Annotated in this window: 13 protein-coding genes and 1 tRNA gene; all 14 read right to left on the bottom strand. The window is 66.1% G+C overall.

The window, feature by feature from the left end; all coding sequences use genetic code 11:
- Positions 1 to 145 precede the first annotated feature (145 nt).
- The gene (locus tag QSV46_RS36255) at positions 146 to 280 is read right to left on the bottom strand and encodes a hypothetical protein (protein ID WP_314963092.1); all 135 of its coding nucleotides are present in this window, start codon (positions 278 to 280) and stop codon (positions 146 to 148) included.
- Positions 281 to 395: 115 nt separating this feature from the next.
- Positions 396 to 1,133: a DUF2786 domain-containing protein gene (locus QSV46_RS36250; RefSeq protein WP_314963083.1), complete on the bottom strand. Its 738-nt coding sequence runs from the start codon at positions 1,131 to 1,133 to the stop codon at positions 396 to 398.
- 48 nt (positions 1,134 to 1,181) lie between these two features.
- Positions 1,182 to 1,271: transfer RNA gene (locus tag QSV46_RS36245), tRNA-Ser, on the bottom strand.
- Positions 1,272 to 1,545: 274 nt separating this feature from the next.
- The gene (locus QSV46_RS36240; protein WP_314963079.1) at positions 1,546 to 1,869 is read right to left on the bottom strand and encodes a hypothetical protein; all 324 of its coding nucleotides are present in this window, start codon (positions 1,867 to 1,869) and stop codon (positions 1,546 to 1,548) included.
- A 221-nt stretch (positions 1,870 to 2,090) separates the two neighbouring features.
- Complete coding sequence (gene ilvD, locus QSV46_RS36235) at positions 2,091 to 3,941, bottom strand: dihydroxy-acid dehydratase (protein ID WP_314963077.1); 1,851 nt, start codon at positions 3,939 to 3,941, stop codon at positions 2,091 to 2,093.
- Positions 3,942 to 4,238: 297 nt separating this feature from the next.
- The gene (locus QSV46_RS36230) at positions 4,239 to 5,099 is read right to left on the bottom strand and encodes an ABC transporter permease (protein WP_314963074.1); all 861 of its coding nucleotides are present in this window, start codon (positions 5,097 to 5,099) and stop codon (positions 4,239 to 4,241) included.
- Positions 5,096 to 6,025: an ABC transporter permease gene (locus tag QSV46_RS36225; protein WP_314963072.1), complete on the bottom strand. Its 930-nt coding sequence runs from the start codon at positions 6,023 to 6,025 to the stop codon at positions 5,096 to 5,098. The genes QSV46_RS36230 and QSV46_RS36225 overlap by 4 nt, the downstream gene beginning before the upstream one ends.
- A complete protein-coding gene (locus QSV46_RS36220; RefSeq protein ID WP_314963070.1) occupies positions 6,025 to 7,017 on the bottom strand; it encodes an oligopeptide/dipeptide ABC transporter ATP-binding protein in 993 nt (330 codons plus the stop codon). Before QSV46_RS36220 ends, QSV46_RS36225 begins: the two co-directional genes overlap by 1 nt.
- Positions 7,014 to 7,997, bottom strand: a complete 984-nt coding sequence (locus QSV46_RS36215; protein WP_314963067.1) for an ABC transporter ATP-binding protein — start codon at positions 7,995 to 7,997, stop codon at positions 7,014 to 7,016. The genes QSV46_RS36220 and QSV46_RS36215 overlap by 4 nt, the downstream gene beginning before the upstream one ends.
- A 3-nt stretch (positions 7,998 to 8,000) precedes the next feature.
- The gene (locus tag QSV46_RS36210; RefSeq protein ID WP_314963064.1) at positions 8,001 to 9,638 is read right to left on the bottom strand and encodes an ABC transporter substrate-binding protein; all 1,638 of its coding nucleotides are present in this window, start codon (positions 9,636 to 9,638) and stop codon (positions 8,001 to 8,003) included.
- 30 nt (positions 9,639 to 9,668) lie between these two features.
- Positions 9,669 to 10,484: a sugar phosphate isomerase/epimerase family protein gene (locus QSV46_RS36205; RefSeq protein ID WP_314963061.1), complete on the bottom strand. Its 816-nt coding sequence runs from the start codon at positions 10,482 to 10,484 to the stop codon at positions 9,669 to 9,671.
- Positions 10,485 to 10,940: 456 nt separating this feature from the next.
- The gene (locus tag QSV46_RS36200; RefSeq protein ID WP_314963058.1) at positions 10,941 to 12,143 is read right to left on the bottom strand and encodes a DUF1236 domain-containing protein; all 1,203 of its coding nucleotides are present in this window, start codon (positions 12,141 to 12,143) and stop codon (positions 10,941 to 10,943) included.
- Between the two features lie 141 nt (positions 12,144 to 12,284).
- On the bottom strand, positions 12,285 to 12,668 hold the full coding sequence (locus QSV46_RS36195; RefSeq protein WP_314963056.1) for a GrlR family regulatory protein: 384 nt from the start codon (positions 12,666 to 12,668) through the stop codon (positions 12,285 to 12,287).
- A gap of 34 nt (positions 12,669 to 12,702) precedes the next feature.
- On the bottom strand, positions 12,703 to 14,736 hold the full coding sequence (locus QSV46_RS36190) for an NAD(+) synthase (RefSeq protein WP_314963054.1): 2,034 nt from the start codon (positions 14,734 to 14,736) through the stop codon (positions 12,703 to 12,705).
- Between the last annotated feature and the right edge of the window lie 95 nt (positions 14,737 to 14,831).

Below are 14,831 nucleotides of genomic sequence, written 5' to 3'. Positions count from 1 at the left end.
AACACATGGCTGCTCCGACCAACGCCGCAAGTGAAGATTCTCCTTGCCAACCCGGAGCCGTCCACACATGGCCCATCGCAGTGGGCGCAGTGCAGCGACATGTCCGGACGCAGGGGAACGCTCCTCCATCAGGACTTACTGAAGATCAGTTCGCCTTGGCATCCATCGCGGGCTGGACGAAGACGTCGCTGCGCGGCACGCCGCATTCCTGCACGACATGCTCAACCGCAAGCTCGGCACCGCGGCGCGTGTCGAATCCTCCAATGATCGTACTTTCCAAGGGCGTGCTCCGTGGGTGGACGAGAGTGCGGACAAGCCGGCGATGGCCAAGTTCCTGTAGCCCAGCAACCGACGTCTCACGGGCCGCAGAGGGTTGAACGCCCCACATGGTGTGATCAGCTCCCTTTGGCCGTGGTCTGCGACCCGCCAAGGCCGGGATTGATGGAAAGCGACGCACCGGCGGCGCCGCCGGCTTCATAGGCCGTCATCGACACCATCCGGCTGCTGCTGCGCTGGGTCCGCATCTTGAGGTCGAGCTTGTCGAATTCCGCATCGACCACCGAAGTCTTGAGGACGACCAGCCCGCGGCCGGTGCTTTCGTTGACCTGATCACGACCGGCCTTGATCGCCACCAGCCTGTCCGCGATCGACGCCACCATCCCGAGCGCGAAGGAGGCATTGGCCAGATGCCGCTCCTGGTGCCGGAACCTGCTGTAGTCGACCGAGGTCTTGAAGCGGCCGAGTTCGGCGCGCACGGCGCCGTCGATCAACTCGGCCAGATAATGCGCGACCTCGACATCCGCGCCGAGACCGAAGAACACATAGCTGCTCTCGCCGGCCGCGTTCTTCTCGCTCCAGACCCGGCAATCGCAGAAATGAGCGATCGCGCCGATGCAGTCGTCCAGGGGAATTCGCTTCTTGCGATGGGTCTCGTAGACCCTCCGTTCGCACGGCGAGGCGCGCAGTTCGACGTCGGAGAGCGACAAATCGTGGCGATCCAGCAGTTCGGCGACCTTGGCGGCGGCAGATAGCGCCTCGTCCTCGGTGCAGCCATTGGCGATCGTCTTGGCACGCAACGCCTGAATGCGGAGCTTCAGCTTGTCGAGCGCGGCCGGATTGGACGTCTGATTCACCGATCACCTGCCCGGAAAGCCTGACCGACAGATCCCGGTCGGATGTACTGGCGGAAGGGGTGGGATTCGAACCCACGGTACCCTTGCGGGCACGCCGGTTTTCAAGACCGGTGCCTTAAACCACTCGGCCACCCTTCCAAACCCGGAATGGCTGTCGCTTAACGTAGTCGACGGCGCATGGCAACGCGAAGTTGGCGCCGGCCCCCTTCCCCGGCACCCGATCCTGTCAGCCGCCTGTTCCCATAGCCTGGGCCCCTCGGCAATCCCGGACACTGGCGACATCTCCCAGGGCGTCGCTGGTTGCGAGCCCCAGTTTGGAGTCGTCTCCGTTTCCGAGCCTCGTTTGCTGCCCTCAAAAGCAAAACGGCGCCCCGTGAGGAGCGCCGCTTGAATTCTTCGTAGCTAGGTTGCCTCAGTAGCCGCAGGACGCGCAGCCCATCTGCACCGGAGCGTAATAGGAATAGCCCGGCTGGACCATCTCGACGCGCTGGCGCGTGGCGTATTGCGGCGGGATGCGCTCGTACTGGACACTCGGCGGGGCCACCATCACGGTCTGCGGCACCATCACGGTGCGATACTGCGCCGGCGTGCGATGCGCGACGGTGGCGCCGGGCGACACCATCACGGTCTCGTCGACGGTGCGGTATTGCGGCTGCACGTATTGCTGCTGGTAGCAGGTTTGGCACGGCGGGGGCGCGTAGCAATTGTAGCAGCCGGCGGAAGCAGTACCCGTCATCGAAATCGCAGCGACGGCCGTGGAGAAAACAACAGCAAGAGTACGAGACATTGTGGTGGTGCCCCAGTTGCCCGAAATGGATTTGCGAAGGTCGCCGCAGTATATGCCGCAAAATCCTAGGCTGCTGAAGTTCGTCGAGGCATCCTTAATGCGAACGGCCGGTTTTCACCGGCCGTTCAGAACTTGTTGACCATGCATGCGAGGCGAGAACGATGCCGCGCTTACTTCGAGCGACGCTTCACCTCACGCACCGCACCACGTGCGGCGCTGGTGGTGAGCGCGGCGTAAGCTTGCAGCGCGGTCGAGACGTTGCGCTTGCGCGCGGCGGGCTGCCAGGCGGCATCGCCCTTGGCCTCCTCCGCCGCGCGGCGCCTGGCGAGCTCCTCGTCGGAGACCTCCAGCGTGATGCTGCGATTCGGGATATCGATCGAGATGCGATCGCCGGTGCGCACCAGACCGATGTTGCCGCCTTCGGCCGCTTCAGGCGACAGATGACCGATCGACAGGCCTGACGAGCCGCCGGAGAAGCGACCGTCGGTGACGAGCGCACAGGCTTTGCCGAGGCCCATCGATTTCAGATAGCTGGTCGGATACAGCATCTCCTGCATGCCGGGGCCGCCGCGCGGGCCTTCGTAGATGATGACCACGACCTCGCCGGCGACGACCTTGCCACCCAGGATGCCTTCCACGGCGGCGTCCTGGCTCTCGAACACGCGCGCGGGGCCGGAGAACTTCAGGATCGAGACATCGACGCCGGCGGTCTTCACGATGCAGCCGTCCTGCGCGAGGTTGCCGTACAGCACCGCGAGCCCGCCGTCCTTGCTGAAGGCGTGCGCGAGGTTGCGGACCACGCCCTTCTCGCGATCGGTGTCGAGCTCGTCGTAACGGCGCTCCTGGCTGAAGGCGACCTGGGTCGGGATGCCGCCGGGCGAGGCGCGGAAGAATGTGCGGACGGACTCGCTCCTGGAGCGCTTGATGTCCCAGCGCTCCAGCGCGTCGTTCATGGTCGGCGCGTGCACGGTCGAGACGGCGGTGTCGATCAGGCCAGCGCGATCGAGCTCGCCCAGAATGCCCATGATGCCGCCGGCGCGGTGCACGTCCTCGACATGGACGTCGGCAACCGACGGCGCGACCTTGCACAGCACGGGCACGCGGCGCGACAGCCGGTCGATGTCCTGCATGGTGAATTCGACCTGCCCTTCATGGGCGGCGGCGAGCAGATGCAGCACGGTGTTGGTCGAGCCGCCCATGGCGATGTCGAGCGTCATGGCGTTCTCGAACGCCTTGAAGTTGGCGACGTTGCGCGGCAGCACGCTGGCATCGTCCTGCTCGTAATAGCGGCGCACGATATCGACGACGGTGTGGCCCGCTTCCACGAACAGGCGCTTGCGGTCGGCATGGGTTGCCACCACCGTGCCGTTGCCGGGCAGCGCGAGGCCGAGCGCCTCGGTCAGGCAGTTCATCGAGTTGGCGGTGAACATGCCCGAGCAGGAGCCGCAGGTCGGGCACGCCGAGCGCTCGATCACCTTGACGTCCTCGTCACTGACCTTGGAATCGGCGGCTGCGACCATCGCGTCGATGAGGTCGACCGCCTTGGTCTTGCCCTGCAGCGTGACCTTGCCGGCCTCCATCGGTCCGCCCGAGACGAACACGGCGGGGATGTTGAGCCGCAGCGCCGCCATCAGCATGCCCGGCGTGATCTTGTCGCAATTCGAGATGCAGACCATGCCGTCGGCGCAGTGCGCGTTGACCATGTACTCGACGCTGTCAGCGATCAGCTCGCGTGACGGCAGGCTGTAAAGCATGCCGTCGTGACCCATGGCGATGCCGTCGTCCACGGCGATGGTGTTGAACTCTTTCGCCACGCCGCCGGCCTGCTCGATCTCGCGGGCGACGAGCTGGCCGAGGTCCTTCAGATGGACGTGGCCGGGCACGAACTGGGTGAAGGAATTGACGACCGCGACGATCGGCTTGCCGAAATCCGCATCCTTCATGCCCGTCGCGCGCCAGAGGCCGCGGGCGCCCGCCATGTTGCGGCCGTGGGTGGTGGTGCGGGAGCGATAGGCTGGCATGGCGGTTTCCGTCCTCGGTTTGGCCGGCCGGGCGGGAAAATATCGAAGCCGCCCCAGGCCTTTCCGGCCGGATAGCGCACGGGGTCGGCGGGTGCAACGGGAACTTGGGCTGGACGGGGCCGGATCGGCCCGTGCAGGCCTCCCCTGCTCCCGGCGCGGGCTATCTTACTTGCCCCGGACGCAGCGCAGCGTCTCTTCGACGGTGCGCTGCAGAGCCGGGGCCCATCCGGCAGCGAGTGCTATCGCCTCCTGGGTCCCGGCTCGCGCTTCGCGCGTCCGGGACACGAGATCGGCAGGCTATTGCAGGGTCGGGTCGAGCCGGTCGCGCAGCCAGTCGCCGATTACGGAGACGGCCAACGTTGTGACCACGATGGTGGCGGCCGGCGCCAGCATGATCCAGGGTGCCCGGGTCAGGTACTCGCGGCCATAGCCGACCATGTTGCCGAGACTGGTCATCGGTGGCTGCACGCCGAGGCCGAGGAAGGATAGCCCCGACTCCATCAGGATCACCTCGGGAAAGACCAGCGTGGTCGAGACGATCAGGGTCGAGGCGATGTTGGGCAGGATGTGGCGCAAGTAAATCCGCGGCGGCGTGGCCCCTAACTGGCGGACGGCGGCGGCATAGCCTTGCGCATTGGCGGAGATGGCAAGGCCGCGGGCGATGCGGGCGTAGCGCTCCCAGCCGAACAATCCCATCAGGCCGATCAGCAGCGGCAGCGAATTGCCGAAGAAGGCGAGCACCGCGAGCGCCATGATCAGGAACGGCATGCTGGCCTGGAAGTCGGTCAGCATCAGCACGAACTGCTCGACAATCCCGCGGAAATGCGCCGCGAGGAAGCCGAGCGTGGTGCCGACGACGGCCGAAATGGCCGTCGCGCCGAACGCGATCAGGAGCGAAATGCGGATCGAGACGAGCAGCCGCGACAGCACGTCGCGGCCGAGCTCGTCGGTGCCGAGCCAGTGCGCGACGTGACCGGGCGACGCCAGCCGGTTGCGCAGGTCGAGCTGGGTGTAGCCATAGGGCGCGATCTGCTCGGCGAACGCCGCAATCACCAGCATCGCGACGATCCAGCTGACCGCGAGCGCGACCGAGGCCGGGATCGCCGGCAGGCTGATCCGGCGGCGGACAGCCGCGTCCTTGATCGCCGTGTCCGTCATGCATGGGCTCCTTTCGCGCGCAGGCGCGGATCGAGGAAGCCATAGAGGAAGTCGACGATCAGGTTCGACGTGACCATGGTCATGGCGACCAGCAGCAGGATACACTGCACGACGGCGAGGTCGCGGTTGGCGACCGCAACGACCAGAAGTCGCCCTACTCCCGGCCATGAAAACACGCTCTCGACCACGACAGCGCCCGCGATCAGCGTGCCCACCATGAAGCCCAGAATCGTGACGGTCGGTATCGCCGCGTTCGGCAGCGCATGCGAGGTCACCACCTTGCGCCACGGCACGCCCTTGGCAGAAGCGGTGCGGATGTAGGGCTGGCCCAGCACCTCCAACATGGCGCTGCGCGTGAAGCGCGCCAGCACGGCGGCACCGCCGAAGCTGAGCGTCGCGATCGGCAGAATGGCGTGGCGCCAGCTGTCCTGCCCGCCGGAAGGCAGCCAGCCGAGCTGCACGGCGAAGACGAGCACGAGCAGCAGCGCAAGGACGAAACTCGGCACCGTGAAGCCGGCGACCGCCGCCATCATCACGGCGCGGTCGATTGCCGATCCCCGGTGCAGCGCCGCGTAGATGCCGGCGGGGATGCCGAGTGCGACCTTGAAGAAGAAGGCCGGCAGTGTCAGCGCCAAGGTCGCCGGGATCCGCTCCAGCACGAGCTGGATTGCCGGCCGTCCATCACGCATGGAACGGCCGAGCTCGCCCTTGGCGATGGCGCCGAAGTAATCAAGATACTGCATCCAGATTGGGTCATCGAGACCCCAGGCCTTGCGGAACGCCGCGAGGACCTCCGGCGGTGCTTCCGGTCCCAAAATCATCAGCGAGGGATCGCCGGAGAGGCGCAACACCACGAAGGCGAAGGTGACGACGAGCACGATCGTCAGCGCCGCGCGTCCGATGCGGATGGCAAAATAGCGCCCCATCACGCCGCGTCCCGCGTCTCGGCCCGCGGCCCCGTCACGAGATGGCACGCCACCTGCCTGTCACCGCCAACGGCTGAGAGAACCGGTGTCTCGGTCGCGCAACGCGCGATCGCGCGCGGGCAGCGCGGATGGAAGGCACAGCCTTGGGGCCGGGCCGCCGGATTCGGCGGATCGCCCGCTAGCACGATGCGGCCCGCGCTGCGGCGGCCCGGCGCCGGTGAGGCCGAGACCAGCGCCTGCGTATACGGGTGCTCAGGCCGTGCGAACAGATCGTCGGCGCTGCCGATCTCGACGATGCGCCCGAGATACATCACGGCGACCAGTTTGCTGATCTGTCTGACGACGCGCAAATCGTGACTGATGAACAGCAGCGTGAGCCCCAGCTGCGCCTGAAGATCGCAGAGCAGATTCACCACCTGCGCCTGTATCGAGACGTCGAGCGCGCTGACGGGCTCGTCGCAGACCAGGAAATCCGGTTTCGTCGCCAGCGCCCGCGCCAGTACGATGCGCTGGCGCTGGCCGCCGGACAGCGCGCCCGGATAGCGGGTGCCGTGCGCTGGCGTGAGCTCGACGGAGCGCAGCAATTCGCGCACCCGCTCCTCGCGCTCGGCCGGGGTGCCGAGACCGTGAATGTCCAGCGGCTCGCCGATCTGAGTCGCCACCGGCAAGCGCCGGTCCAGCGCGCCCAGCGGGTCCTGGAAGATCATCTGCATGCGTGCCCGCTGCGCGCGCCAAGCAGTGGTCCCGGGTGCCGCCATCGGCTTGCCGTCAAACCGCACCTCGCCGTTGTCGGGCGGCTCGAGGCCGAGCACGATGCGGCCGGTCGTCGATTTGCCTGAGCCGGATTCGCCGACGAGGCCGAGCGTCTCGCCTTTGGGAATCGTCAGCGATACGCCGTCGACGGCGTGAACGACCGTGCTGCGGCCGAACATCCCGGAGCGCATGCTGTAGCTGCGCGCGATCGAGGACACCTCGACGAGCGGCGCACTCATTCGGCGGCGATCCCGAGCAGCGCGCGGCGCGAGGCCTCGGCGCGGATGCAGGCAACCGCGCGATCGTTCGCGATCGGCACCAGGCGCGGCGCGGCAAGCCCGCACGGCTCGGCCGCCAGCGTGCAACGCGGCGCGAAGGCGCAGCCATCAGGCATGCTCGCGGGATCTGGCACCGTGCCGGGAATGGCGGTGAGGCGCCGGCGCGGTCCGTCCAGCGGCGGCAGCGCGCCGATCAGGCCCTGCGCGTAGGGGTGCAACGGATCGGCAAAGATCTGATTGCTGGGTGCCTCTTCGACGATGCGGCCGGCATACATCACCGCGACGCGGTCGCAGTTTTCGGCGACGACGCCGAGATCGTGGCTGATCAGAACCATCGCCATGCCCATCTCGCGACGGATGGTGGAGAGCAGCTCCAGGATCTGCGCCTGGATCGTGGCGTCGAGCGCGGTGGTCGGCTCGTCCGCGATCAGCAGATCCGGATTTCCGGCCAGCGCCATCGCGATCATGATGCGCTGTACCTGACCGCCGGAGAATTCATGCGGATAGGCCGAAAGCCGCCGCGCCGCATCGGGAATGCCGACGAGATCGAGCAGCCGCCGCGCTTCGGCCTTCACGGCGTCGCCGGAGAGATCGCGGTGCAGCGCAAGCGTTTCGCAGAGCTGCTTGCGGATGGTCAGCACCGGATTGAGCGAGCTCGCCGGATCCTGGAAGATCATGGCGACACGCCCGCCCCTGATATGGTCGAGCTCGGAGGGCGGTGCGCCAAGAATCTCTCGCCCGTCGAGCCGCACCGAGCCCGAGATCTTCGCATGCCGCGGCAGGAGACCGAGGGCAGCGAGCCACGTCACCGACTTGCCAGAGCCGGACTCGCCGACGAGGCCAAGAGCCTCGCCCTTCTGCAAGGTGAGAGCGACACCACGCAGGACCGGCACGCCTTGAAAGGCGACGCTGAGGTCCTCGAGGCTGATCAGGGGCGTCACGGCCTACGCCTCGAAATTGCCGGCGCGGAAATCCATCGCGAACGCCGGCGCCGCCTTCCACTTGATCGACTTCGGTTTGGCCGTGAAGGTCGCGTTCTGGTGCAGCACCGTAAAGGCGGGGTCTTCGCGCTCAGCGATCTCCAGCATGCGGAGGAACGCCTTCTTGCGGGCCGCACGGTCGGTCGAAGTCTCCAGGAATTCCGAGAGCTTGTTCAGCTCGACGTTGGTCCACTCGCCGATCTGCTGCTGCTGGCCGTTCGGTCCGTGCTGGGCGACCAGCGAGGAGACGGGATCGTTGAAGGCGGCCGAATTCGACCAGTCACGCACCGCGCGGGTCGGCGCACGTTCCATGATCTGCGACCAGTTCTCCTTGGTCTCGATCTGCACGTTGAGGCCGACCGACTTCCACATCTCGACCAGCACCTGCGCGGTCGCGACCTGGTTGGTGTAGTAGTTGTTGAGCAGGCGGTACGGGATCGGATCGCCCTTGTAGCCCGCCTGCTTCAAAAGGTCCTGCGCGAGCTTGGGATCATAGGCGGGCACGCTCCAGTCGGCGTTGAACATGTCGCCGTAGAACTCCCACTGCAGACCCTTCGGCACGCGGGTGCGGCCAGCCCACAGGCTGTCGACGATCGCCTGGCGGTCGATCGCGTGGGTGAAGGCGCGCCTGACAAGCGGATTGGCGAGCTGGGCGTGGTTCTTGTCGAACACGGTCAGGCGGTGATTGAGGATGGTGCCGCCCTGCACTTCGAAGGCGGAATTCTTCTCGATGCCGGCGATCTGGTCCGGCGGGATGTCGCAGGCGAACTGGTACTCGCCCGACAGCAGCCCGTTGATGCGGCTCGCGACTTCGGGCACCTCGAGGAAGCGGATGCGCTTGAGCGGCGGGCGGCCGCCCCAATATTCGTCATGTGCTTCGAGCGTCAGCGACACGTCCGGCTTGAGCTCGACGACCTTGTAGGGGCCGGTCGTAACCGGCTTGCGCGCCCAGTCGAGATAGCTTGCGGATTCGGCCCAGGCGCGGCGGTTTGCGATGTCGGAGCCGTAGCGCGACAGGCGGCCCTCGATCGTGACGTCGGGCGTCGCGTTGTAGAAGCGTACCGTGTACTTGTCGACGGCGTCGACGCGCACGAGGTCCGGCCAGATCCGGCGCGCGACCGCGGGGACATCCGGCGGCAGCTCCTTGCCCGGGCGCGGCGTCGGGATCTTCTCGAAAGCCTGGATGGTGGAGCGGCTCTTGGCCTCGGTCTCGCCGAACATGCGCTCGCGGCTGAAGGTGAAGACGACGTCGTCGGCCGTCAGCTCGTCGCCGTTGTGGAACTTGACGCCCTGGCGCAGCTTCACCTCGACGGTCTGATCGTCGATGCGGCGCCATTCGGTGGCAAGGCCCGGCACGGCCTCGAGGCTGCCGCGCCAGTTTTTCGAGATGAGACCTTCCCAGATCGAGGAGAAGAACACGCGCTCGCCGACATTGGACTGCTCGCGCAGCACGTCGAGCACGTTCGAGTTGGTGACCTTCTGCACGGCGATCGTCACCGAGGGACGGTTGTCGGCCTGCCCGATCGCAAAGCGCGGCAGAATAAGCGTGCTTGCGGCAGCGCCGCCGGACTTCAGGATGGTGCGACGGGTGAGTTTGCTCATGATGATAAGCCCTGCCCTCTGGTGATGCGGTTATTCAGCGAGACCGAGCGCGGTGAGATGCGCTGCGCCGGTGCGGACGTCGTCGTGATTGCGGAGTTCGAGGATCAGCCGCGGGTTCGATGTGAGCCGGCCCAGCGCGCGGAACACGGCGACCCACGGGATGTTGCCTTCGCCCGGCGCCCAGTGCCGGTCGGCAAAGCCGTCGGTGTCCTGAAGATGCACATGCGTCAGCATGTCGCCGGCGGTCTCGACGTAGTAGTCGACCGGCGGCGCGCCCGTGGAGATGTGGGCGTAATTGGCGTGACCGGTATCGAGGGAGACGCGGACCTTGCTGCTTTCGAGCGCCTTGGCGAGGCGGACGCGGTCGCGCGGATCCTTGTCCTCGATGTTCTCGATGACGATTTCGCAGCCGATCGTTTCGGCGCGCGCGATCACTTCGGCAAGCGTCGCGCTGACGCGTTCGACCAGATTGCCGCGGTTGTCCGGGTAGAGATCGAGGTTGTTGTGGTCCCAGGTCGTGAACGGCGAATGGATCACCATCTGCGTCGCGCCGAGGAATTCGGCGGCGTCCAGCCCCTGGAGCAGCCGCTTCGTCACCACCTCGCGGATCATCGGGTCGTGGCTACCGATCGCGAAGCCCCAGAACGGGCCATGGATACCGAGCCGGCCGGTATGGCCTGAGAGCATCTGCTTGATTTCGCTGGCGGCACTTCGCCAGTCGCCGTCGAGCAAGTCGGCGCGAAAAAAATCCTGAATCTCGAGATCGCGCTGCCGTTCGAGAAGCCAGTCGCGGTGAGCGGGGATCGATTTGATCGACAATGCAGCGCCCAACACCGGCTTCGACATGGCTTGCTCCTTCGCCGTCAACAATGACAAGGGCAGCGCTAGACCAGTTCAATGACAGGCCCGTGAAATGCAGGTTCCTCAACGCGGACGAGGTGTGGACATCGTGCCGGCCGCGTGCACGGAATTCAGGCAGGCGCGATCGCAGCGCAAGCAGACGAATGCATCAGCGTGCCGAAGCGAGCACGGGTGTCTCCGTAGTGATCCGGAATGGAATCCTAACCATACATCGCGTACATCGCGGGACATCGATCGGCGGCCTTCCAAGGGCATCACCCTCTGATCGCGCACCACGGGGTTGGGGGACCACATGGGGCGGGGGGATCAAAGGCTGGGGCAAGGTGACGAGGTCCGGACTCCTAGGCACTCCGGACCTCGAAACTTTCAGATTGAACGCAGCAACGCGCCGCCCGGCTGATTCAGCCGGGCGGCGCGTTGTCGTTTCAGCGCCTCTTTGGGTTAGCGCGTCTGCGGCTCGATCGTGACCGTGCAGTCGCCCTGCCCTTGCGTCGCCACGACGATGTTGCCCGCGGCAGCGCCGAGGGTGATCGGCGCGGACGAGCCGCCGCCGGGCATCTGGACAGTCACGCTGAGGGAATCGCTGCGCGCGGTCGAGCCCACGGTTGAGGGTTCTGCCTGGGCCACATTGCCCGAGGCATCGCGCCGCATGATCTGGCAGTTCACATTGCTTCCCCCGGCCGCCGACATGCTCGACGAGGTGCCGCCACCCATCTGTGCACGCGCTCGCGAGGGATCACGGGGCACTTGGCTGACGATGCGATGCGTCTGCGGCTCCACGATGACGACGTCATCATCCGTCGCGAAATATTCGTAGTCCCGGTATTGCGGCTCGATCGAGATGATCTCGGGCGGCAGCCGATGGAGGCGAACGCGCGAAGGGATGGTCTCGCCCACCCGGATCGTGATGTTCAGATTACGCTCCGGCTGCGCCAAGCGTGCACGGCTCACCGTTTCGGAGATCCGCACCTGCTTCTCGGACGTCACCTGGGTCTGCTGATTGACCTGGGTGTTGGTCTGGGTCGCCTGATTGGCTTGATTGGTCTGCGTGCCCGAGGTGGCAGGCGCGGTCTGCGCATTGTTGGTCGGGGCCGTCCGGTTGGTGTCGGTCGCGGTGGCCGGCCGGTTGCTCGGTTGCGGCTGCTGCTCGACCGCATTGCGCGGCGGCTGGCTTTGGTTGCGTTCGTTCTGGTTGGCCGCAGCACCCGTGCGTTCGTTCTGCTGGCCAGCCGGGCCGGTCTTGGACTTCTCGGACTCGGCCGTTGATTTCTGCGGCGCGGACTTGTCCTGCTTCGTCTCAGCGCTGCTCTTGCTGTCGCGTCCCGGTTTCGCGCTCTCCGCCTCCCGATTGCGATCGCGCGAAGGCTCACGAGATTCTTGTGCCTGATCCTTGGCCTTGGGTTGGTTGCGCTCGGCAGAACCGGCCGGCGGGCGCTTGTCATCATTGGCTTCGTGCTTGGCAGCGCCGCCCTTCTCCTCGCGGCCGGCGCCCTGCAGTCGCTCCTGGGCGCCCTGCGATCGCTCTTGAAGCTCCTGGGCGCCGCCGCGCTGCGGCGCGCCGCCTTTCGCTGGCTCCTCGGTCCGTTTCGGCTCGTCTCCGCGCCCGCCGGGCGCCTGGGCATAGGCAATGCCGGATGCGAGCATCAGTCCGACAGCTGCGGTCGACAACATCAAGTGCTTGCGCATGATCCCTCTCCTCAACAATTCGCAACAACAGAGGCGAACGTTCTGTGTGAGCGAAGGTTCCCGAACGGGAACGAGAAGGCGAACCAGATCAGTGGAGGCTCAGATCGCATCCTTCAGCGTAAGGCGGGCCGTGAATGTCACGCTGGTCTTGCCAACCAGCGCCATGCCTTCGACTTCGGCGCCGCCGGCGGAGTAGTCGCCCGAAAAACCGCAGGTGACCTCGCTGCCGCCGAATGCGAGCGTCCTGCCGACGGCCTCGGTGTGCTGGTTGACCGTCATATCGCCGCGCCACTTGCCGTTCCGGAACGTGTAGCTGCCGGTGTAATAGAAATAGCTGTCGCCGCCCATGATGCGCCCATCGCTGAGCACGACGACGCCCCTCGCCTGCCCGCGCTTGCCGTCGCGCATTTCGATGTCGAAGATGTAAAGGCCATTGACGACCTTCGCCTCCTCGCCCGCCACTTTCCCATCATCAGCCGACATCAGATTGTCCCCCGAATGTCGATCACTGCACCGATTAGCTTGGCACGTTGCGCTCGAGGTCCTCAAGCCATGCCGCCGCGCTCGAATCCGACGGCGCGCGCCAGTCGCCCCGCGGTGACAACGACCCGCCGGCGGACACTTTCGGCCCGTTCGGCATCGCCGAGCGCTTGAACTGGCTGAAGGCGAAGAAGCGGCGCAGGAATACTTCGAGCCAGCGGCGGATCTCCGGCAGATCGTAGGCCTTGCGCCGATCGTTCGGGAATGCCGGCGGCCATTCGCCTCGGGCGGCGTCCTTCCACGCCTGGAGCGCCATGAAGGCGATCTTGGACGGCCGCATGCCGAACCGCAGCGTGTAGAACAGGTTGAAGTCCTGAAGCTCGTAGGGACCGACGGAGGCTTCCGTGCTCTGCGGCTTCTCGCCGGGCTGCACCGGCACCAGTTCCGGCGAGATCTCGGCCGCCAGGATCGAGCCGAGCGTCCGGTTGACGTCGTCGCTGAACTGTTTCGAGGCGATCACCCAGCGGATCAGGTGCTGGATCAGCGTCTTCGGCACGCCGGCATTGACGTTGTAATGCGCCATCTGGTCGCCGACGCCGTAGGTGCACCAGCCGAGCGCGAGCTCCGAGAGGTCGCCGGTTCCGATGACGATGCCGCCGTGATGGTTGGCAAGCCGGAACAGATAATCCGTGCGCAGGCCTGCCTGCACATTCTCAAAGGTGATGTCGTAGACTTTCTCGCCCTTGCCGAAGGGATGGCCGATATCGTTCAGCATCTGCGTCGCCGTGGTGCGGATGTCGAGTTCCTGCCACCTCGTCTGCAACGCCTTCATCAGCGCCAACGCATTGGTCTTGCTCTCGCTGCCGGTGGCAAAGCCCGGCATGGTGTAGGCGAGGACGTTCTCGCGCGGCAGGCCAAGCAGGTCGACCGCCTTGGCGGCGACGATCAACGCATGGGTGGAATCGAGCCCGCCGGAGACGCCGATCACGACGCGCTTCGTACCGGTCGCGCGCATACGCTGCACGAGGCCGGCGACCTGGATGTTGTAGGCCTCATAGCAATCCTGCTCGAGCAGGCTCTCGTCGCTCGGGACGAACGGAAAGCGCTCGATCTTGCGCAGGAAACCGATATCCGCGGCCGGCGGCTTCAGGGCAAAGGTGATCCTCCGGTAGAAGCCTTCGCGCTGGCGGCGGTTGTCGTCGAACGTCCCCATCAAAGCGCGTTCCTGCCTGAGCAGGTCGAGATCGACATCAGCCAGCGTGATCTGCCCATCCTGGCGGAACCGCTCGCCCTCGGCCAGCAGCACGCCGTTCTCGTAGATCGAGGTCTGGCCGTCCCAGGCCAGATCCGTGGTCGATTCCCCTGCCCCGGCGGCCGAGTAGACGTAGGCCGCCAGGCAGCGCGCCGAGGTCGATTGGCACAGCAGCGCGCGCGAGCGCGCCCGGCCGATCGTGATCGGGCTGCCGGACAGGTTGATCAGCACGCTGGCGCCGGCAAGCGCCAGCTCGGAGGCCGGCGTCACCGGAATCCACATGTCCTCGCAGATCTCGACGCCGATGGTCAGGCCCGGGACGTCCTCGGCCGCGAACAGGAGGTCGGTGCCGAACGGGGCATGCAGCCCGCCGAGGGCGATCGTCTCTCCGACGATGCCGGCGCCCGAAGCGAAATGCCGCCCCTCGTAGAATTCGCGGTAGGTCGGCAAATAGCTCTTGGGCACGACGCCGAGGATGTTGCCGCGATGGATGATGACGGCGCAATTGTAGATGCGATTGCCGAACCGCAGCGGCGCACCGACGATCAGCACGGTCATCAGCGTCGAGGAGACCTCGACGATCGAGGTCAGCCCGCGCTCGACCGCATCGAGCAGCGGGTCCTGCTTCACCAGATCTTCGATCGCGTAGCCGGACAGGCACAGCTCGGGAAACACAGCAACCGCCGCGGTCTGCTCGTGGCAGGCATTCGCCGCCGCCAGGATCGCCTTCGCATTGGCCGTGGGATCGGCCACATGGGAGGTGGTGACGCAGGCCGCCACGCGTGCAAATCCGTGGGCATAGATCGAGTGGAAAGACATCGAGCGCAGTACCCTTAATCTTGTCGCGGCGGCAGCCGACAGCTCCAGATCATATCTAACGCATTGGCCGGGTCACGTGCAGGCCATCCGCCATC

This window comes from Bradyrhizobium cosmicum (assembly GCF_032290525.1).
GTDB classification, from domain to species: Bacteria; Pseudomonadota; Alphaproteobacteria; order Rhizobiales; family Xanthobacteraceae; genus Bradyrhizobium; species Bradyrhizobium cosmicum_A.
The sequence above is the reverse complement of the archived record's forward strand: the minus strand, read 5'-3'. Positions and strand labels throughout refer to the sequence as shown.